At 39.6% G+C, this 21,272-nt stretch carries 14 protein-coding genes; 10 read left to right on the top strand and 4 right to left on the bottom strand.

Features of this window, described 5'->3' with window-relative positions:
- Positions 1–25: 25 nt before the first annotated feature.
- Positions 26–415 (bottom strand): hypothetical protein, encoded by a 390-nt coding sequence (locus GFH32_RS08865; RefSeq protein WP_153511279.1) that lies wholly within the window; start codon positions 413–415, stop codon positions 26–28.
- Between the two features lie 143 nt (positions 416–558).
- On the opposite strand from GFH32_RS08865, the gene GFH32_RS08870 reads away from it, so the two are divergent.
- The 7 genes from GFH32_RS08870 (at position 559) to GFH32_RS08900 (ending at position 12,393) form a co-directional block, all read left to right on the top strand.
- The gene (locus tag GFH32_RS08870; protein ID WP_153511280.1) at positions 559–1,164 is read left to right on the top strand and encodes an RNA polymerase sigma factor; all 606 of its coding nucleotides are present in this window, start codon (positions 559–561) and stop codon (positions 1,162–1,164) included.
- Between the two features lie 291 nt (positions 1,165–1,455).
- Positions 1,456–2,646: a FecR family protein gene (locus GFH32_RS08875; RefSeq protein ID WP_153511282.1), complete on the top strand. Its 1,191-nt coding sequence runs from the start codon at positions 1,456–1,458 to the stop codon at positions 2,644–2,646.
- A gap of 182 nt (positions 2,647–2,828) precedes the next feature.
- Positions 2,829–6,278: a SusC/RagA family TonB-linked outer membrane protein gene (locus tag GFH32_RS08880; protein ID WP_153511284.1), complete on the top strand. Its 3,450-nt coding sequence runs from the start codon at positions 2,829–2,831 to the stop codon at positions 6,276–6,278.
- A gap of 12 nt (positions 6,279–6,290) precedes the next feature.
- The gene (locus tag GFH32_RS08885) at positions 6,291–7,679 is read left to right on the top strand and encodes a RagB/SusD family nutrient uptake outer membrane protein (RefSeq protein ID WP_153511286.1); all 1,389 of its coding nucleotides are present in this window, start codon (positions 6,291–6,293) and stop codon (positions 7,677–7,679) included.
- Positions 7,680–7,725: 46 nt separating this feature from the next.
- On the top strand, positions 7,726–10,098 hold the full coding sequence (locus GFH32_RS08890; protein WP_153511287.1) for a TlpA family protein disulfide reductase: 2,373 nt from the start codon (positions 7,726–7,728) through the stop codon (positions 10,096–10,098).
- A 20-nt stretch (positions 10,099–10,118) separates the two neighbouring features.
- Positions 10,119–11,015, top strand: a complete 897-nt coding sequence (locus GFH32_RS08895) for a S1 family peptidase (RefSeq protein WP_153511289.1) — start codon at positions 10,119–10,121, stop codon at positions 11,013–11,015.
- A gap of 7 nt (positions 11,016–11,022) precedes the next feature.
- Positions 11,023–12,393, top strand: coding sequence for a TlpA disulfide reductase family protein (locus tag GFH32_RS08900; RefSeq protein WP_153511291.1), 1,371 nt, complete (start codon positions 11,023–11,025; stop codon positions 12,391–12,393).
- A gap of 220 nt (positions 12,394–12,613) precedes the next feature.
- Here the strand turns inward: GFH32_RS08900 and ilvD are convergent, their stop codons facing one another.
- From ilvD to GFH32_RS08915, 3 genes are read right to left on the bottom strand one after another with little or no spacing between them, the layout of a single operon-like run.
- Complete coding sequence (gene ilvD / locus GFH32_RS08905) at positions 12,614–14,314, bottom strand: dihydroxy-acid dehydratase (RefSeq protein ID WP_153511293.1); 1,701 nt, start codon at positions 14,312–14,314, stop codon at positions 12,614–12,616.
- Positions 14,315–14,326: 12 nt separating this feature from the next.
- Entirely contained in the window at positions 14,327–15,412 is a 1,086-nt protein-coding gene (locus tag GFH32_RS08910; protein ID WP_202111215.1) for a Gfo/Idh/MocA family protein, read from the bottom strand.
- Positions 15,409–16,287: an amidohydrolase family protein gene (locus tag GFH32_RS08915; RefSeq protein ID WP_153511295.1), complete on the bottom strand. Its 879-nt coding sequence runs from the start codon at positions 16,285–16,287 to the stop codon at positions 15,409–15,411. Before GFH32_RS08915 ends, GFH32_RS08910 begins: the two co-directional genes overlap by 4 nt.
- Before the next feature lie 154 nt (positions 16,288–16,441).
- On the opposite strand from GFH32_RS08915, the gene GFH32_RS08920 reads away from it, so the two are divergent.
- The 3 genes from GFH32_RS08920 to GFH32_RS08930 all read left to right on the top strand — a co-directional run bounded on the left by GFH32_RS08920 (position 16,442) and on the right by GFH32_RS08930 (position 21,213).
- A complete protein-coding gene (locus GFH32_RS08920) occupies positions 16,442–17,344 on the top strand; it encodes an AraC family transcriptional regulator (RefSeq protein ID WP_153511297.1) in 903 nt (300 codons plus the stop codon).
- Between the two features lie 111 nt (positions 17,345–17,455).
- On the top strand, positions 17,456–18,709 hold the full coding sequence (gene fucP / locus GFH32_RS08925; protein WP_202111216.1) for an L-fucose:H+ symporter permease: 1,254 nt from the start codon (positions 17,456–17,458) through the stop codon (positions 18,707–18,709).
- A gap of 131 nt (positions 18,710–18,840) precedes the next feature.
- The gene (locus GFH32_RS08930) at positions 18,841–21,213 is read left to right on the top strand and encodes an alpha-L-rhamnosidase-related protein (RefSeq protein ID WP_202111217.1); all 2,373 of its coding nucleotides are present in this window, start codon (positions 18,841–18,843) and stop codon (positions 21,211–21,213) included.
- Positions 21,214–21,272: the final 59 nt, after the last annotated feature.

Below are 21,272 nucleotides of genomic sequence, written 5' to 3' on the forward strand. Positions count from 1 at the left end.
TTTGTATTTCAGAAGCTCTGCTTTTTTAAGCGAAACAGGTGCGAGGCGGCTGCCAAATTAGACTGTGATAACTGAAGGAATAGACTGCACAGTTAAATAGAGTCGCTTGTTCTTTTTTGTAGAAGGATGGTACTGCTATTTGAAAGCGTATGGGTGCTGTTGGTACGCCGAGGACAATCAAAGAGCTTGGAGAAATGACTTTAAACGGCAATTGCATATCACGTGCATAGTCAGCATCTCTAGGAGAACTATACATATAATGTGCTTCCAAAAAGGTGAGGATGGAAATAGAGGGTACTTGTGCCTTATGTTCTAAATAGTGTTCAATGAGGATGGGGAACTTCCATACTTCACGTAGTGCCGTGATGGAAGTTATATACAAGGAGAGAAGTAATATGGCTATCAATTTCCTCATAAGATAAAGTTACACAAAAAGGATTTTAGATTAATTCTTTATTAGCAAGTTAATTCTTGAAAATGACGACTTGGATAAAAGGAATATGAAGGCTCGATATTGTAGTTTTCTAAACTTATTTATTAGTTTTACAAACAGGCATTATGAAAAGCACAGATTTTAATCCATCTTCTGAAAATGAGTTATTGACTGAATTATGCTCAGGAAATCAAAACAGCTTTGAAATAATATATTATCAATACAGTGCTCGCTTGTATGCGAACATTTTGAAAATGGTTAAAGTAGAAGACTTAGCACAAGAGTTACTACAGGAGATTTTTATCAAAGTTTGGGAGAAGCGACACCTAATTGACCCTGAACAACCATTTAAAGGTTATCTCTTTAAAATCGCGAAAAACACAGTCTACAATTTCTTTAGAAAGCATAATATTGAACAGCAAGTTCATCAATATTTGGTACAGCACAGCCCCCTTAGCAAAAATGATGTACAGGAAAAAATTGACTTTTTGGAAAGTGAACAACTATTGAATGATGCGATAGCAAAGTTATCACCCCAACGAAGACGCGTGTTCGTGCTTTGTAAATTAGAGGGTAAGTCTTACGCGGAGGTTAGTCAAGAATTGGGGATCTCTGTTTCTACCGTAAACGATCATATCGTAAAGGCTATGAAATTTATTAAGTCGCAGAATCAAGGTAATTCTATTCTATTAGTCTTGGCATTGTTCAATGCGATTACAGAATCACTTTAATTTTTTTATCAGGTAAATCGACTTGAAATCATCGCTAAACTCTCAGTTTTTAGACGATCAAATCCTCGTGTACTATGGTTTTAGAAATAAGCTTTCGGTATCTGCTTTTTCGATCTTGCGACTAAAATTACCTGTACTTTAAATCTATTCCCATCTCACTGAATTCGGGAATCTATTAATTCCTTGATTTTGTCTAGGTAGAGTTAGATCGCAGGAAAATATATTATTTTTTTTACCATGGAGCAGATGTACATCGGTTTTGAAGTGTATTATATATAAACCTAATCAATAATGGAAGACAAGGATAGGATTAAAAATGCTTTTTTTGACTACGTCGATGGGAAGCTTTCAGCAGACGATTTGCGCTCATTGCTTTCGGAAATACAGACAGCAGCAGATGAGCGTAAGGACTTGCTGGATGCGATAGGGGAGGTTTTAGACAATCCTGTTGCTGCGGAAGTACAAGCTGATGATGCTGTCCATGACTTGCTTCGGGTTTCTTTTGAAAGGATAAAAAGTCAAATCTCTTCGGAATCGGAGCCACGTAAGACGATCAGCATCGCGTGGAAGAAATGGCTATCCATTGCCGCTCTACTGATTGCGATGGTTGGACTGACTGTTTGGTGGATGAGTAACCAGCATTCGCAGCACAAGGAGTTATCATTAAAAGAAAAACCGCAAATTCAACCGGGTGCCTACGGGGCGACCCTCGTGCTATCAGACGGTCGAAAAATAGCATTGGAAAACAGTGATAATGGGGAGTTGGCAAAAGATGCGGGTGTTAAGATTAGTAAGGAAGCGGACGGTCAGTTGCTATATACCATTGAGAGCGGAGCGGAAAATGCTTTGAATACTCTTTTTACCAAACGAGGGGAAACTTACCGCGTCAAATTGCCAGACGGATCAATTGTTTGGCTGAATGCAGAATCAAAGATTCAGTACAATGCGAATTTCGGTATGGATAATACTAGGAGAATTAGCTTGGAAGGGGAAGCATATTTTGAAGTAGCTAAAGATGCGAATCGCCCATTTTATGTTCAACTTCAGAATCAAGAAATCAAAGTACTTGGCACACGCTTTAATGTCAATAGCTATACCAAAGAAAGTCCGATCAAAACCTCTCTCGTTGAAGGTAAGATTCGGTTAAATACGGCTAGCAAATCCGTAGAAATGACTTCAGGACAACAGGCAATTTTAGATCAGTCTGGACATTTAAATATTAAACAATTAGGGACTGATATTGATGCGAGCATCGCTTGGACAAGAAATAAGTTTGTTTTTGATAATGAAGATATAGAAAACGTCATGCGCATCGTCGCTCGATGGTATGATGTTGAAGTTGTATACGAAGGCAAAATTACAAACGAGAAGTTTTCTGGAGCACTATCGCGGTTCTCGAATATCGAGGATGTATTAGCCTTGTTTGAAGCAACAAAGATGGTGAAGTTTCAAGTTGTTGGTCGAAAGATATTTGTGAAATAAAATAACCAAATCTATTAACCTAAAGATGATGAATAAGATGTTGGACTACTATTAACATGCAGAAATAAAACCAAGCCTTTAGAAGACTTGGTTCTTATTGGAATTGATATTTAACAAATTCGTTATTACGATACGCTCCAGTTTTGGTCGACAACAGCGTATACGTTTACCAATCTTAACAAATGTATTTAAATTTTATGAAAAAAATGGGGCGGTATTCCTTACGGCTCCGTAATGTATGGTTAATTATGCGATTGACAACGCTGCTTTTACTGATTGGCATGTTGCAGTTAAGTGCAACATCATTGGCGCAAAAAGTAAATCTTCAACAGAAGAATGCACCCTTAAAACAAGTGCTTAATGAGTTGAATCGACAAACGGGATACAACTTTCTATACACCGAAAGCATGTTGAATCGAAGTAAAAATGTCAATGTTAATATAAGGAACACCCCCTTAAAAGATGCATTGAATGAGATCTTCGCTTTACAGCCACTAACCTATGTATTGGATAAAAATACAATTGTATTGGCCCTAAAGCCAAGTGCAGTAGCTGTTGTAAATACAAACGCAATAAGCAGCAATCAGCAAACTACCAAACAAATAGTTAAAGGTCAGGTTCTTGTTCCCGCTGGTGAATCTGCATTGGGCGTCACTTTAGTGGTTGCCGCTAGAAAAATTGGTTTATCAACAAAAGCAGATGGGACTTTTGAGCTCGAACTACAGCATGGAGATATCTTGGAGTTTAGTCGGATCGGTTTGTCGACGCTACGATTACTTTATGAAGATGGCAATTTTAAGCAGTTAGCAAACAAACAAAATAGAGTTGGTCAAGATGCAATAGAGGAAAGCTCGATGATTAGTGGCCGAAATAATTATTTAATGGTCAAGTTGTTGCCGAGTCCGTCTTCATTGGATGAGATACAGGTGATGGCCTATGGTACCACATCAAAGCGTATTTCAACAGGTAACATTACCAAGATATCCGGCGAAGAATTAAATCAATCTGCTGTTAATGATCCGCTGTTGGCACTGCAAGGTCGTGTTCCGGGGATGATAGTGACGCCAGACAATGGTAAGCCTGGTGCCATGAGCAAAGTGCAAATACGGGGAAGAACACAAGTAGATACGCAATTTGGAGCGAATGAAGAGCCACTATTTATTGTGGACGGGGTTCCGATGGCAGCGCAGAATAACAATTCGAATATTACGATGGGTAATCTAGCGAGAATTAGTGCATTCTCGATGATGGACATGGGAAATATTGAAAGTATTGAAGTGTTAAAGGACGCTGATGCTACTGCGATTTATGGAAGTCGTGGCGCCTCGGGTGTTGTCTTAATTACGACGAAAAAAGCGAAAGCTGGCAATACCAGCTATGATATCAACTATAGTGTCGGCGGTAGTTACTTAACATTGCCGAAGATGTTATCTACGGAAGAGTACGTGGCCTACCGAAAAGAGGCATTTAAGAATGACAGGATTCCAATGACGAATGCGAATGCCTATGATATCTTGCTTTGGGACACGACGAGAAATGACAATAACATGGAGGAGCTCTTGGGTAATATGGGGAAATACACGAGGTTGCAAGCTGCAGTTTCTGGCGGTAGTGCAGGAATGTCTTATCGCTTCTCTGGACATTACAATAGTGAGACTTCCTCCATCTATAAATCGCCAACGTCCACAAATGTTGGTACTTCAGTCAACATCGTATCGTCGTCAAAAGATAAAAAGTTTACGATAAACATGAATACATCCTTTACCCATACTTTAAATAGACAGAGTGGTGTAGAAATGGGTAACGTTATTTATCTGCCACCCAACGCAAAGTTGATTAATGAGGACGGTTCGCTTTTTTGGAATGAGAATGACTTCTATGTTTCGGGCATGTCAAATCCTTACGCGCAATTAAAGAATATTAATGAAAGTAGAATTCAAAATTATATAATCAATGCACACCTTAATTATAGCATCTTACCCAATTTAACGGTTAGAGCCAATCTAGGATATAATCAAAGTAAGTCAAAGGCGGTTCAGACAGTTTCTATCGCTTCTCAAAATCCGAAAGGTTCAAACCTTACAGGTACAACCTATTGGGGGAATAATGATTTGCAGTCGATTAATATCGAGCCGCAGATTGAGTATACGAATCCCTCGCTTTTTGGCGGTAAACTAAATGTGTTACTCGGAGGAACCTATAATGAAAATCGGATGGGTAATGATTATATCGGCGCCCTCGGGTACAAAGATGACGAGTATTTGGGAACCTATATTGGGCTCAACTCTAGTAATTTTACTTCCCCAAATATGGGAACAACTGAGTATAAATATGCCGCTGCGTTTGCTCGTTTAATTTATAACTATAAGAATAAATATAACTTAAGTATTTCTGGTAGAAGAGACGGATCTTCGCGATTCGGTCCTAATTATCAATATTCTAACTTCGGCTCTATAGGTGCATCATGGGCAATATCGGAAGAGGCATTCTTTCCAAAGGAAACCTTTGTAAGTTTTGCCAAATTGAGAGGAAGTTACGGTATCACAGGGAACGATAAGATTGGCGATTATAAGTTTTTGGATTTATATGAAAGCAATTTCTTCAATAGTCCTTACGACAGCGAGGTCGCAATGACTCCAGCGAGTTTCTTCAAACCTGATTTACATTGGGAGCTAACCAGCAAGCTCGAATTTGCAGCAGAAGGAACCTTATGGGAAGATCGAGTGAACTATTCGATGGCTTGGTATAAGCAGCGCACCTCGGATCCGCTGGTACAATACCCATTGCCGCTGATGACAGGCTTCGGTGCTGTTTCAGCAAACATAAAAGATGTATTGGTCGATAACTCCGGTTTTGAGATTATGTTGGGGGGGACTGTTATACGTACAAAGAGTTTTCAATGGTCTACAGATTTCAATTTAACGATTCCCAAGAATGTGCTAAGTCGATTCGATGGTCTGGAGAACACAACCTATAATCTTTATAAAGTAGGGCGATCGTTAAATTCTTTATATCGCTTGAAATACTTAGGTGTTGATCCAGAAACTGGCTTGAATAAACACCTGGATGCGAACAATGATGGTCGATTAGATTTAGTAGTAGGGGGAGCAGACATGCATTACATCGGAGACTCCGATCAAAAATATTTTGGAGGCTGGCAGAATAATTTTAGATACAAACAATTTAACCTCAGTCTATTCATCAATTTCCATCGACAAATTGAAATAAATTATGAAAATGGGGCACCTATACGTGACTATGGTATTCGTAATATGTATGCGCATATGCTGGATCAGCGCTGGAAGAATCCTGGTGATATTGCTACTGTTCCAAGAGTAACGCAAACTAATGTGCCTACTACAGGGGTGCTAGGAGATTTTTTTACCGCAGCAATGAACAGTGATTATTTGAGAGAGGAATTGACCATGCTACGTTTGGGAACGGTCATGTTCTCCTACAATTTGCCTGAGAAATTAGTTCATCGCCTTAAACTTTCACGCTCAAGCCTATTTCTTCAAGGACAAAACATCTATTCATTTTATCTAGATAGTAAGTTTAACCCCAATCATTATGTAGGATTACATTTGCCTATGCCAAGAAGGTTTACGGTAGGTATCCAATTAAATTTTTAATCATACAAAGGGATGAAATATTTTAAAAGCAGTTTTATTCAAGCCATAATCGTTCTAACGGTAGTTCTTACGAGTGGCTGCAGTAAATTAATTGAAGTAGACATGCCTATAGGCTCTACCGATAAGGATAAGATTTTTTCAACAGAAGGCGGAGCGGAGTCTGCTGTGCGTGGTATGTATGGCTATTGGACCGTGAAGGAAATGACGACTCATATTGGTGCGGCCAAGTTTACTGGCTTGTCTGGAGATGAGCTGGTGCGCCTCTCTTATATGGATACCGAGCGTTTATATTTTGAGAATGCATTGACCTCAGATCGAGGATTAGATCCCTTTTGGACCCATCCATATCATTTAATTTATCAGGCGAATAATATTATTGATAACCTATCTAACTCTACTAAATTTTCCAAAGACAAGGTAGACGGCTTCCTTGCAGAAGCGAAGTTTGTCCGGGCATTGATGTATTTCAACTTGGTTAACCTAATGGGGGATGTTCCTTTGTTATTGACTGCAGAATACACTAAGAATGTGAATGTTACCAGGTCGCCTTCTTCTGAAATTTATAAGCAAATCGAGGATGATTTGATTTTTGCAAAGCAGTTTGCGACGCATAAAACCTTAGCATTAGGGGATAGAAATCGTGTGACCAGTTATGCCGCTTCTGGTTTATTGGCGCAAGTATATCTTTTTCAAAAGAAATATGCTTTAGCGGAAGCAGAAGCAAACGAGGTAATTAACTCCAATGAATTTGTATTAGAGTCTATTGACAAAGTGTTCTTGAAGGAGTCCAAGGAAACTATCCTTTCGCTTGCGAATTGGTTAAATAATCCAGTTTCGGCATTTAGTATCGGTGGACCGGGGTTAACAAACGTGCATTATCGACTTTCTGATCAGCTAATAGCAAAATTTGAAAGTAATGATTTACGACTCCAACATTGGGGTAGAGCAGGGATCGATGAAGGTTTAGGGTCTATCGCACCATTTAAATATAAGTTTAACTTACCTTCTGAGGCGAATGGTAAAGTGGAAAACAAACAGATTATCCGATATGCGGAGATCTTGTTGATTCGTGCAGAAGCGCGCAACGAGTTAGATAAGCCTCAATTGGCGCTTCATGATATGGATCTTGTGCGGAATAGAGCAGGCTTATTGCCGCTAGCTACTCGAGTTCCAGCGTTGAATAAGGAGCAGATTAGAGACTTACTGTTTAAGGAAAGAGCAACCGAACTTTTCGCAGAAGGTAGCCATCGATGGTTTGATATTAAACGTCGTGGCGATGACTACGCAGTCAACTATATGAAGTCTATAAAACCTAGTTTTACCAAAACAGATTTATACTATCCGATACCACTTGGAGAGATAACGAAAAACCCTCAATTAGTCCAGAATGAAGGATACTAATATTTAAATAATTCAAAATTTAGTTTACCCGTTTTTTAATACGAATATGATGATAAAACACATTATACTGGCTTGCCTATGCCTAATTGCTTTGCAAGTACGTGCGCAAGATGCGAATATAACGCAGCGATCTCAAGAGTTATCACGAGAAATATTAGAGGCCAAAGATATCGATAAGAAGTTGGCGATCTACAATTCAAGTGAAGTACAGGCGCTATTCAAAGAGAATAAAAATGTAGAACCTGGCTTAGCGATATTTATTGCCATAGAGTACATCAATTTGGCTGATAAGGAAAATTCAGTGAAGTGGATGAACAAGAGCCGAGGAACAGGAATTGGACATGAAAATGTGGAATCTCGCTTTTATGATAAGTTTCAAGATCTGCAGGAGCACCAATTTGTTGTAGATGTAGTAGGTCCAGAGTTAGATAGCTTATATCTGATTATGGTAAATCGAAAAGACGCCGATGGATCTACATTTGCTTATTATCGACCGCGGATTTCTTACTACACGAAGTCATTGGCGGCAATCAATAAACAAGATGAAGTATTTAAGCATCTGTCAATGTTTTATCAGTATTGCGGTAATAAGTTCCTCAATATTAGCAATTATTACACTTATGGTGAAGCTTTACTACATTTAGGGAAGCATGATGAAGCGATTAAGGTTTTCGCAAAATTCAATACCGAGAAGATTGATTTTAGTGCTAAAATCGAGGAAATGAGCAATAAGTTGATTTCTAAAATCCCTAATGGTGATAAAAGATTCGCTCTGGTTGTAGATTCACAAGAGAATGTGCAGCGCACGCAATTTAAGAATCTGGTCACAGCAAGCTCAGAAATCAATGGCGTAGATATCGCGGATAAAGTATCTAAAAATAAATATATCCTCCTAGATTTCTGGGGTACATGGTGCGCACCATGTGCAGAATCACATCCCAAACTTATCGAGACCTACCATAAGTATAAGAATTTAGGTTTCGAAGTGATTGGTATTGCTGCTGAGAATGGCTCAGATTTGTCTAAAATAGAAAATACTTTACAAAATGAGATTGCCAAGCAAGGACTTCCATGGCTTCAAACCCTATGGTTAAGTAAAGACTTGAAACACCCTGCATCGAAATATATTATTACAGGCTATCCGACAAAAATCCTTGTCGATCAAACAGGTAAAGTTATCGCCCGTATTGAAGGTGGCAGTTTTAAGAACTCTGAGCGTCTAGATAACCTGTTAGCGGAACTTCTTGGAGATGAGGAAACAAAGTATAGGCTCGGTAAAATACGTATTGTAGAACCGTATTATGTCAAGTTTTATTCGGAGAACGATTTGGAGTTGAAAGTAGAAGCCTACGATCGATTTGTTAAGAACAGTGATCTCAATATTAAAGAGTTGAGAACTTGGAAAGACAAAATGGCGAAAGACTTAGTGAAATTGTTTATCGAGAATAATGATCTCGCGTCCGCTGGTAAGTACCATAGTCAAATTCAAGATAAGCACATTCTTGCGCAGTCTTTAAAGCAATTATTAAAGACTAAGAATAACCAAGATTATAGCCATGTGGCAAGGCAAATATTAGATGATTTCACAACAAAGACAATCTTTGGAGAAATAGTAAGCGAGTCCAATTTTAACGCATATAGTCAGCTCGCAATGCAATTGATTCACTCTTCAAAACCTGAACTTCAAGACAGCTTAATTGCTAAATACTTGTACCCGGTATCTAGACAAATGATGTATCTAGAAGAGAAAGTTGCCAATGGAGATTATAAACAGTCGCTTTCTTACCGTTTTGCTAAGATTATGGTGAAGAATCCTAATGATATAACTATAGCGAAGATTGTTCTTAACGATTATCTGATTGCGGCTGCAGAGCCGGTGTCACTTCGTGCTAATCTCCTGAACGAATTTAAGGCCATCCCTGATTTGGCAACCTATTTTGATGAGCATAAAGCACTCGGAAATGAAAAGAATGTTCAGTTTTTGAATCGCTTGCTTTCTAAGTCAGATGTAAACGATAAGGTACAGGGAGTCCTAGCCATCAATGAAAAATACGTGTTGGTTGATTTCTGGGGTTCTTGGTGTATTCCATGTCGTGCAAGTCACCCTCATCTAAATGAGTTGTACAGCAAATACAAGGATAAGGGATTTGAAATTGTTGGTGTAGCAGATGAAAAGGCAGGTAATGAATATGTTGCCTTAATGAATTGGAAGACTGCCATTCAAACAGATAATATTAAGTGGATTCAACTATTAGCGCTTGATCGCGAAGAAATCGACTTTGATCCCGTGAAGGAGATGTCGATTACATCCTTTCCAACGAAGATATTGTTTGATAAGGATCGGAATATCATTGGTACTTATTCTGGTGGAGATCAAGATAAATTAGACGCGAAATTGAAAGAACTTTTTGGAGAGTAATAGAATCTAAATCAAGAGAAATGAAAGCATTATTTATAGTATGTGCGTTGCTGTGTAGTCCCCACGTTTCGCATTTATACGCCCAGCAGGCACCGACGACAACAAACTTTATCGATAATAATGACGTATTAATTCGACATCAGCAGTCGACAGTTACGCTATTAGGGAAAAATCAAGTTCAGCTGACATCCAAGTTGGCTAAAGATCAATTAAAAGAAACGGAAGGAAAGAAGGTTCGATTGAGGAAAGCGAAGCAGCAGCGAGAAGCGCTGTCTGGTGAGGCCTTGGCGAAACTACTCCGTAAGTCGACTGTCGTTTTTGGAATTGCTTATGATTGTGGGTATTGTCCCGATGTGCATATTGACGCCGCTACAGGTTATATAATTGATCCCTCTGGCATTGTTGTTACGAATTATCACGTCGTGAAATCTTTTACTTCGATGGCCCGTAAGAATTTGGTGATGACTATTCAAACTAATGCGGGAAAGGTATTGGAGGTAAAATCGATTCTATCCGCTAATCAAGCCGACGACTTATGTATTGTTCAGGTCGATAGTCAAGGTGAGGAACTTAGTAGTCTGGCTTTAGGTCAAACAGCAGAACAAGGAGCGGAGGTTTACGTTATGGGGCATCCCTTTGGCAATTTCTTCCACTTCGCCAAAGGCATTGTTGCTAGAAATTATACCGATTATACAGATGAAAGCAAAACATCAAAACGTCCATTAGTTGATATTACAGCAGATTATGCTGGAGGTTCAAGTGGCGGTCCAATAATTAACAATAAGGGAGAGCTTATTGCGACTGTTTCTTCAACGAAATCTTTATACTATACACCGTTGGAACAAAAAAACTTGCAAATGGTGCTCAAAATTACAAGACCAGTGAGCTGTTTAAGAGACATGATAGAATTTAAATAATTGACAAATGAAAAAGATGATCATTCTTATGTTTTTAAGTTTTCATACTTGCTTCGCGCAGTCTTCTGTCCAGCAAGCAGTTGATAGCTTAAAACAAATAACAGACAAGTCAGAATTGTGCGACAAGTTAGATGCTTTAGCCAAAGGAACAGAGCGCGATTTGGATATCTTAATCGACTATTATTACATTAAAGATAACCCAAAAGTTGATTCCTTAAAGCAAGTAGCTATTCTTCGATTTCCCACTGGACGCATCGCATTTAATAAGACATGGAATGTCATGATGACGATTAAGCCTGCTGTGGAGCAAGAAAACGAGATCAATGACTTACGTCATAGATTTGATGCACAGCATTTAGAGGTCCCCATTTCTTCAGCTGCTATCCAGTTCGCAAAAGAGAAAAATACCGATAAGGCGATTGATTATTACCTTCAGCTAAAGGAAAACTACATCAAGCAGACGACGGCTGGTCTATTGGTCAAAGTGCTAGATAGCAATGAGCTCTCTAAGTTCGAGAAGATTGTTCAATCTGATATAAACGCGCTCAAGAAAGCTCCAAATGAAGGTTCCATTTATTATGGCTTTTTGGACGTATACGCGAATCTATTGATCAAGCGTGGTCGGTATAAAGAAGCGTTGCCCTATAGTAAACTAGCCTTTGATAATTTGCCTAAGCGCGATGAATTGAGTCGCAATTACTATTATTTATTGAGTAAAACGGGAAAATATAGCGATGCAATTGCCTTTTTGGAGGCGTCAGTTCGCTCAGGATTTGCCGATGAGGAGATTAAGGCGGAGCTTCGGATAGCTTATGCAAAACTTCACCCATCAAAAGACTTAAGTGTATATATGAAGTCGCTCAGATTAGACTTGCGTGCAGAATTGATGGATAAGATTAGAGCCATGGAGATCAAAGAAAATGTAGTCAATTTCAACCTAAAGGATACCTCTGACAAAGAGGTGTCCTTATCCGACTTTCAAGGTAAGATTGTTGTGATCGATCTATGGGCAACATGGTGTGGTCCTTGTGTGGCAGCGCTTCCCGCGATGCAGGAGGTTGTTGAACAATACAGGGATGATCAGGAGGTAGCATTTTTATTTGTTAATACTTTGGAGAAGGGAACAAAGGTGAGGGAGCGAGCAATGGATTTCTTCAAGAAGAACAATTACCAGATGGATCTCTATATCGATGAGATAAATCTAGCGACCAATTCTAGTGATGCTTATGATGCCTTAGGGAAAGGGGGGATCCCTAGAAAAGTTGTCATTGATCGCCAAGGGAAGATTCGCTTTAAGACTGCCGGATTTAGTGGTGGTAGAGACGACCTAGTGGAGGAGCTATCCATCATGATCGAGCTTGCTAAGGAAGAAATTTAAGGATTAGATTCGTGTAGTTGTTTTATGGATAATCAATTGGACAACGTACCTGATTTTATCACTTGAAAGAAATCGATCATCGTATTTCCTTGCCTTAGAGGAATCTTTATCCTTCAATAAGACATACAAAAACAAAAGCCTAGATTTATATTAGGCTTTTGTTTTTTATCTATTCAACGGCTTTGTAGCCTAGTTTCCTTTTCTGTATAGGCTTTAGCAATTACTTTGATGGTGTTGGTATATATAGATCTGTGACACAGCCGACCGATGCGGAGGTCACATTTTGCGCATACTTATAAAGCACACCGGAAGTTACTCTTGGACTTGGTTGAATCCAATTGTTTAAACGTTCCTTAATCTCGTTATCGGTTAGCGCAACAGTAATACTATTGTTCTTTACATCAATTGTAATTTCATCGCCATCTTCGAGGATTGCAATTGGTCCGGCTTCAAATGCTTCCGGAGCAATATGTCCAACAACAAAACCATGTGTTCCGCCAGAGAATCGTCCATCGGTGATCAAGGCGACAGAGTTTCCAAGTCCAGCTCCCATAATGGCGGCTGTTGGTTTTAACATCTCCGGCATCCCTGGTCCACCTTTCGGACCCACGAAGCGGATTACAATTACATCGCCGGCAGCTATTTTTCCCTCTTCAATCGCGTGTACTGTCAGATCTTCACTATCAAATACTCTTGCTTTTCCTTGAAAATACTCACCTTCTTTCCCTGTTATTTTCGCCACAGATCCGAGCGGTGCAATATTACCATGTAATATTTCAATATGACCAGATTCCTTTAACGGTTTGCTGACCGGGAATAAAATATTCAATCGGTTATCCCAAGGGCGGATGTTCTCTAGATTTTCCGCGAGAGTTTTTCCAGTTACTGTCTTACAATTCCCGTCTAGGAGCTTCTCTTCTAGAAGTATTTTCAAAATAGCAGGTGTTCCACCACTATCGTGTACATCCTCCATCAAATACTTTCCAGAAGGTTTTAAGTCAGCAATAAAGGGCGTATTATTGCTAATATGTTGTATGTCGGCTAAGTCTAGTTGTAGGCCAAATGCTTGTGCGATAGCTAGAAAATGCAAGACTGCATTTGTTGAACCTCCCAATGCCATTACGACCGTTAAGGCATTCACTAATGATTGTTGGGTAACAATATCTCGAGGCTTAAGGTCTTCTTTCAGTAAGATCTGCATGGCTGCGGCAGCCCGAATGCATTCCCCTTTCTTATCTTCACTTGTTGCAGGAAAGGAGGAACTGTAGGGGAGTGTGATGCCTAATGCTTCCAAGGAAGAAGACATGGTGTTGGCAGTATACATTCCTCCGCATGCACCGGCGCCAGGGCATGCATTCTTTATTATATCGTTGAGTTCATTCTCGTCGATAAGTCCAGCGATTTTTGAGCCGTAGGCTTCGAAAGTCGTCAATACATTTATTTTATTGTCCTTATGCTTCCCGGAGTGAATACTCCCCCCGTAAATCATCAAGCTAGGACGGTTTAATCGCCCCATAGCAATGGCAGCACCTGGCATATTTTTATCACAACCCATAATAGATATTAAGCCATCATACCACTGTGCGCCCATAATCATTTCGATACTGTCGGCAATAAGATCACGCGAGGGTAATGAATAGTTCATTCCCAAGGTTCCCATACTAATGGCATCACTAACGCCGATGGTGTTAAAGGTCATGGGATTGAGATCGTATTTGGGGAGTTCGCGAGCTACGATACTTGCCAAATCGTTAAGATGCATATTACAAGGGTTTCCAGAATAGCCTGCACTCGCGATTCCAATCTGCGGGAACTTTAGCGTTTCTTCGGTCAAACCAATAGCATGCAGCATCGCCTTGGATCCAGGTTGACTGTCATTTTCAGTAATTTGTCTACTGTACTTATTCAAAATTGTACTCATTATAAATAGGAATTAGAATGCCGATTCATCGGGGATGGCGGTACCGCCAGTATCATTAGAAAGGTAGGCTGCCTCGACTAATCGCATCGTGTCAAAAGCTTTATGGATGGAGGTGTCGTGGATAGCGGTTGGATCTTCAATAGCACACATTAAATCCGCCATAGTCGCAATAAACGCATCAGGATACCAATGTCCAGCAACCTCTTTGCTTATCCATCCTTTTGAAGGATGATCCGTTAAGTAGTATTCGAATGAATCGGGCTCACCTTGAGGGAAATTGATATTTTTGCCAATGACCGCTTTTATGGCGCCTTTCGTCCCTTCGAGTTTAATAAACGAGTCTTGATACTTCAGTCCATAGTCATGACCGTGATTAGTATTAACAAAGGCGCGAATCGCTTGTTGATAGTCAAATAAAATGATCGAACGCGTTGAGGATAATTGCATTTGCTTTGGATGTTGAAATGTTTTCGCATAAACGGCGCTTGGCATACCTAAGAAATGCTTGATGATATCCATATAATGTATACTATGGTATAGCATCTCCATTCTCGGTAGTCCAAATAGAAAGTTCCAAAGTTCCCAAGGATGGTAGATATTCATACGAATTTCAATATCGTGTAGTTCACCAATTATTCCTTGATCAACCATCTTTTTCGCCGCCAATAGCGAAGGGATAAATTTCATTTGAAAGTTAACGCTAGCGATCATTTTTTTTGCAACCACGAGATCCCGAATTTTCTTTGCTTCTGTTAGTGTTTCCCCCATTGGCTTCTGCATCATGATATAAGCACCATCGGGGAGCTGCGCGATAATTGCTAAGAGTTGAGAAGCCGGAACAGCGATATCAAAGATGGCATGTTTAGGCGCCTCCGAAACTAGCGCAGAAAGGCTGTCATAGCAGGTATTGATATCGAATTTCTCTTTCAATTTAAATGCCTTATTCGTGTCAATATCATAAATACCAGCAATCGGCCAATTTGCTTTGCGATACGCTGGTAAATGTGCATCTTCAATAATACCACCGGCACCTATCATATAAATAGGATAGCTGTTTTTCGGCATAGCAAACTGTGTAAGTGTGTTTATATCGATCATAAAGCGTTCTCTAATTGATAGAAATTAAGGGCATTTTGATAAAAGATCTGATGCAGTTCGTTTTCATTTAACTCGCGGCAAAGGTCTAGTGCACAATACAACCATTGCTGGTAAGTTGCAGCTTGGGTTACGACCGGCCAGTCACTCCCAAAAATTAATCGATTGACACCGAAATTTGATAATACCACTTCAAAATAAGGTAAGAGATCTTCTATATTCCAAGCCTGTAAATTTGATTCCGTTAGAAATCCAGATAATTTACAAGCGACATTTGGATTGGATGCCATATCTTTTATTTGATCCTTCCAGATCTTAATTTCTTTGGTTCTTATAGGCGGCTTTCCAGCGTGATCTAATATGAATCGTTGATTGGGGAAGCATTCGGAAAGCTTAAGCGCTGCGTCCATTTGATTAGCTTTCACACCTAAATCAAAACTCAAGTTGTGTTTTTCCAAGAGCGGCATGTTGTTCAGAAAAGTTTCTTTCTGATAAAGGGAAATAGGAGACTCTTCTAAACGTCGGATGCCTTTAATAAGCTTATTGTCTAACATGGCGATCAATTGTTGCTCAGCATGATCCATCTCTAGGGGAAAGTAAGGGATAATACAACGAACCCGATTATCTAGAGCGGCAAACTTACTGATAAAATCAATTTCCTGTTGGTATTCCTGCGGCAGGCATTCGCATTGAACAAAAATGAGCTGTTCAAGTTGCAGATTTTCTGTATCCTTTTGGAGATCCGCTAAGCGGAAACTTCTTTTTAATGTGGGGATTTCTTGTAGCCAAGGATAGTTCAGTTGCTCGATATCCCAAAAATGGATATGTGCATCTGTAAAACTATGGTTTTCGAAATAGGTTGATCGGTTAGAAATCATGTTTTAAAATTAGATAGAATTATAAGTCGATAATGGTATTCGTTTTGCCTAAATGCGTACGAAATTGATATAACGAACGACATTTCAGTTTTTTAAGGTAAATTGGGTATAAGTAATATGAATTTAGCAAATTCAATCGACCTAATAAACTAATATGAAACCGATTTATGCAAAACCACCTGTCGGAAATCGAACTGCCTTTCAAATCCGAAAGGATTATTTAGATGTCTTGGATACGAAATGGCATTATCATGCGGAATTTGAATTAGCATTTATTAAGTATCCCTATGGCAAACGGATCGCTGGTAAAAGTATCTCCACCTTTGAACACGTAGATCTCGTTTTCTATGGTCCCAATTTACCACATGCCTGGTCTGCTGATAATGGGCTCGAAAAAGAAAAGGAGTTTAATTACAACTCGGGCTTGTCGTCCTACGCAATCGTCGTGCATTTTAGCGAATCGTGCTTTGGGGAGTCATTTTTCACCATACCAGAGATGCTATCGATTAAAAACGTGTTGGAGCTCAGTAGTCGAGGCATCTTGATTGCTGGCGACTCCAGAGTAAAGATTATGGACTGGATGGAAGAAATGTTGATTACTAACGGTCCTAAAAAAGTGATCCTTTTATTGAAAATTCTCGAAGAGATTTCCATTTCTAAAGAGATATCCTTGCTTTCTTCAGCGGGATATTGGAATAACATCAATGATCATGACGCGATTCGCATGAGCACAATCTACGAATACATTATGAGCAATTTCAAGAATGAGATTGACTTAGGGGAAATTGCTTCTCGGGCACATATGACGCCATCAGCATTTTGTCGATACTTTAAAGCTAGAACGAAAAAGACAATGATCGAATTTATCAATGAACTTCGAATCAATTTCGCCTGTCAACTACTCGAAGAAAATAGAAGAAGCATTACACAGATTTGCTTCGAAGCGGGATTCAACAATACGTCCAATTTTAATCGACGATTCAAATTACTCAAAGGAATTACCCCACAGCAATATAAACTCAATATTCAACAAGTATATCTTAAAAACAAATCTTAAAAGTGCATTTGATTTATTACGTCAAATGCGTACATATTCTTAACAATCAAGTATGTGGCAAAGCTGGATTATTCAAACATCTTTGTTTAATACCATTAACCAATGATATCCATGAACAATGATAAAATGAAACCCCAGACAAATCCGTATCTATGGGCTTTAGTTACAGTAATTAGCCTATTCTTCTTTTGGGGCTTAGCCATCAGCTTACTTGATGTATTAAATAAGCACTTTCAAGATATCTTGCATATATCTAAAGGACAATCGTCTTTGGTACAAGTTGCAATCTACGGCGCATATTTTTTAATGGCATTACCGGCGGGTTTTATCACAAAAAAGTATTCTTATCAACGTGGAATCCAAATTGGTCTAGTTGGTTATGCCTTGGGCGCTTTTCTTTTTATTCCAGCTGCAGGCTTCTATCCATTTATCATGGCCTTGTTTATTATGGGCTGTGGTTTAGCTATTATTGAAACATCCGCTAATCCTTATATATCCATTTTAGGTGATCCATCGAAGGCTGTTTTGCGCTTAAATCTTGCGCAGTCTTTCAACGGATTGGGAGTCGTTTTAGGCCCGCTAATTGGAGGGCTTTTCATCTTTCAAAATGAGGCATCAACGGAGGAAAGCAGTTTGCATTCCATCAAAGTGGCATACTTTGTAATCGGTTTGCTCGTCAGCTTGTTGCTGCTATTGTTCTGTATGATTAAGTTGCCAAAATTTGATCTGAGTAAAGAAGAGCAGGAGGTAGAGGCTGCTGAAAGCTTATCGAAGGGAAAATCCTTATTTCAACGGCCGACCTTTCTTTTCGCGGTCCTAGCACAGTTTTTTTATATCGGTGCGCAAGCAAGCGTATGGGGATTCTTTATCAACTTTGTAAGTGATGAGTTTCCATCGATCTCAAATAAGAGCGCTGCCTACTACCTCACCCTGGGGATGCTGCTTTACATGATTGGACGATTCCTAGGGACCTTTCTATTGAAGTTTATATCGCCACAACGCCTGCTGTTCCTGTTCGCAAGTTTAGCACTAACGAGCTGTGTTGCGGCATTGTTGGCAACGGGATTTATTGCCTTGATCGCATTGATGCTATGCTGTTTTAGCATGAGTATTATGTTTCCAACGATTTTCGCACTCGGACTTGATAATTTAGGATCATTAAAAAACAAGGGTAGTTCCATTATGATTATGAGTATTGTGGGGGGCGCCGTATTTCCACCGATCATGGGAACGGTTGCTGATATGTACTCCATAAAGACTTCATTCCTGATACCTTTATGTTGCTTTCTTGTAGTAATCGCTTTTGCAATTTATGTGAACTATAATCGCGAAAAGTATATTGCATTTGCCAAAACAAGGAGTTAATCCTTTAAAGAACGTTAAAATAGTATGCAATGTGGCTAAATGTGTATTATATTATCCCGTCGAAAAGCCATAAACTTGATAAACCTATACAAACCTCTTGCACTGTGTGCGAGTTACCAAAACGACTAATTATGAGAAATTCAGTATTTCTGTGTTTTTGTATGCTACTACTAGGACTAAACTGTGCTGCACAAGATCCACGAATTAATCCTTCATTACTAAGTGGCTATTGGCCTTCTTCATGGATTTCCTGTCCTGATATTTCGCAAAAGGACTATGGTGTCTATCATTTCCGAAAGGAATTCAATCTCTCGCAAGCAACAAAGGAGTTTATTGTTCATGTTACAGCCGATAATCGATATCGCTTATTTGTTAATGGCCAACCTGTATTGAGTGGTCCTGCGCGAAGTGATTTAGCAAATTGGAATTTTGAAACTATTGATCTTGCTCCATTTCTAAAAACTGGGAAGAACGTTATTGCTGCGATGGTTTGGAATATGGGTGAATATGCTGCTGTAGGTCAAATTTCCAATCAAACGGCTTTTGCTATTCAAGGAAATGGGAAATTGGAGGAGCAGATAAATTCCGATACATCATGGAAGACCTATCATAATACAGCGTATTCTCCGACATCGATAGACAACACAGAACGACTAGGGGCATACATGGTGATTGGTCCAGGTGATCAAGTCGATGCAAGGGCTTATCCTTGGAGATGGTCCGAAGCAGACTATGATGATTCATCTTGGAAGGGAGCTCGAAAGTTGGTTAATAACCCAGTGACTAAAGGATATGGAACCGATAATTTATGGACGCTTACACCGCGAATAATTCCATTTATGCAAGAAATCAAGCAACGTATTCCAACCATTAGAAGGTTTTCGGGTATTCCGAAAGTAACGGAATTTCAAAAAGGCGAATCTCCGCTTGTCATCAAATCGAATTCGAAAGTATCTATACTTTTAGATCAAGAAGTTAATACAGTTGCTTATCCTGAATTATTAGTAAGTAAAGGAAAGGGAAGTCGTATTCAACTGACCTACGCTGAGTCTTTGTTTGATAAAGCAGGTAATAAAGGGCAACGTAACGAAATTGAAAGCAAAGAAATAAAAGGCAACTACGATGTGTTTTTGCCAGACGGCGGAAAGGATAGGCATTTTCGTCCTCTATGGTTTAAAACCTACCGCTATTTGCAGTTAGATATTGAAACTGGCGATGAGGAGCTTGTTCTTCAAGATTTATATGGCAGCAAAACTGGCTATCCGTTTGAGTTGAAAGCGAGCTTTAATAGCAGCGATAAGCGATTAAAAGAGATTTGGGAAGTCGGTTGGCGAACACAATTGATCTGTGCTGGCGAGACTTATTTCGATACTCCTTACTATGAGCAATTGCAGTATGAGGGGGATACGCGGATACAATCCCTTATCACACTATATATGACAGGAGATGATCGCTTGATGCGCAAAGCACTTTTAGATTTCTACCATTCGCAAACGCCAGAAGGCTTGCCACAAGGACGATATCCTAGTAGTCGTCTACAGATTATTCCAACCTTTGCCTTGTTTTGGGTTTCTATGATTCATGATTATATGATGCATCGTCCAGATCAAGAGTTCGTTGAACAGTTTCTTCCTTCGGTTCGCCAAGTCATAGACTGGTATGCTAAGCATATGGATCAGCAAAAGCAAATGCTAGGTCCAATGAAGTGGTGGAACTTTGTTGACTGGGATGCATTTGACCTTTGGGGCGTACCTGAGGGGGCCTTAGATGGTAACTCCGCATTAATTAGTCTTCAGTATGCCTATACTTTAAATCAGGCCGCAGAAATCTTCAAGCAATTCGATAATGAAACGGAAGCGACACATTACAAAAACCTAGCGAATAGTATTAACGAGCATACCTATCAACATGCATTTGATAAGACGAAAGGTTTGATGGCTAATTCGCCGTTGAAAAAAACATATAGTCAACATGCCAGTATTTGGGCAATCTTAAGTGGTGCAGTCAAAGGGCAAGAGGCGAAAGATGTCTTCGAGACCCTAATGAATGATAAGTCCATAAGTCAAGTTACTTTCTTTTATCGTTTTTATCTGACTCGTGCAATGAAGGAAGTTGGATTTGCAGATCGCTATTATGGTTCTCTCGATCCATGGTGGACGATGTTAGACTTAGGTTTAACGACCTTTGCGGAGAAGCCAGAACCTACACGTACGGACTCGCATGCTTGGAGTTCCAGTCCTAATTACGATTTCTTAGCAACAATTTGTGGTATTATGCCGAGTTCGCCAGGATTTAAAACCGTATTGGTTGAACCTGCATTAGGGGAGTTGACCGAGGCGGAGGGAGAAATGCCACACCCAGACGGGCTTATTTCCGTGAAGCTGAAGAAAAAGAAAGACAAATTAAACGCTGAAGTGGTATTACCAGCAGGAGTTACAGGGCACTTTAAATATAAAGGGAAAACGCTCTCGCTACAATCTGGCTTGAACAAAATTGCGATATAAACCAGAGGGAGGGCATCGGCGATTTACAGGCTTATGCTTTCCACTTTCGCATATAGAGG

Origin of the sequence: Sphingobacteruim zhuxiongii, assembly GCF_009557615.1 — a bacterium.
Classification (GTDB): domain Bacteria; phylum Bacteroidota; class Bacteroidia; order Sphingobacteriales; family Sphingobacteriaceae; genus Sphingobacterium; species Sphingobacterium zhuxiongii.

Bases quoted from the DNA above. Each gene is read 5' to 3' on its own strand.
- GFH32_RS08865 (WP_153511279.1), bottom strand. From the start codon at position 415: ATGAGGAAATTGATAGCCATATTACTTCTCTCCTTGTATATAACTTCC.
- GFH32_RS08870 (WP_153511280.1), top strand. From the start codon at position 559: ATGAAAAGCACAGATTTTAATCCATCTTCTGAAAATGAGTTATTGACT.
- GFH32_RS08875 (WP_153511282.1), top strand. From the start codon at position 1,456: ATGGAAGACAAGGATAGGATTAAAAATGCTTTTTTTGACTACGTCGAT.
- GFH32_RS08880 (WP_153511284.1), top strand. From the start codon at position 2,829: ATGTATTTAAATTTTATGAAAAAAATGGGGCGGTATTCCTTACGGCTC.
- GFH32_RS08885 (WP_153511286.1), top strand. From the start codon at position 6,291: ATGAAATATTTTAAAAGCAGTTTTATTCAAGCCATAATCGTTCTAACG.
- GFH32_RS08890 (WP_153511287.1), top strand. From the start codon at position 7,726: ATGATGATAAAACACATTATACTGGCTTGCCTATGCCTAATTGCTTTG.
- GFH32_RS08895 (WP_153511289.1), top strand. From the start codon at position 10,119: ATGAAAGCATTATTTATAGTATGTGCGTTGCTGTGTAGTCCCCACGTT.
- GFH32_RS08900 (WP_153511291.1), top strand. From the start codon at position 11,023: ATGAAAAAGATGATCATTCTTATGTTTTTAAGTTTTCATACTTGCTTC.
- ilvD (WP_153511293.1), bottom strand. From the start codon at position 14,314: ATGAGTACAATTTTGAATAAGTACAGTAGACAAATTACTGAAAATGAC.
- GFH32_RS08910 (WP_202111215.1), bottom strand. From the start codon at position 15,412: ATGATCGATATAAACACACTTACACAGTTTGCTATGCCGAAAAACAGC.
- GFH32_RS08915 (WP_153511295.1), bottom strand. From the start codon at position 16,287: ATGATTTCTAACCGATCAACCTATTTCGAAAACCATAGTTTTACAGAT.
- GFH32_RS08920 (WP_153511297.1), top strand. From the start codon at position 16,442: ATGAAACCGATTTATGCAAAACCACCTGTCGGAAATCGAACTGCCTTT.
- fucP (WP_202111216.1), top strand. From the start codon at position 17,456: ATGAACAATGATAAAATGAAACCCCAGACAAATCCGTATCTATGGGCT.
- GFH32_RS08930 (WP_202111217.1), top strand. From the start codon at position 18,841: ATGAGAAATTCAGTATTTCTGTGTTTTTGTATGCTACTACTAGGACTA.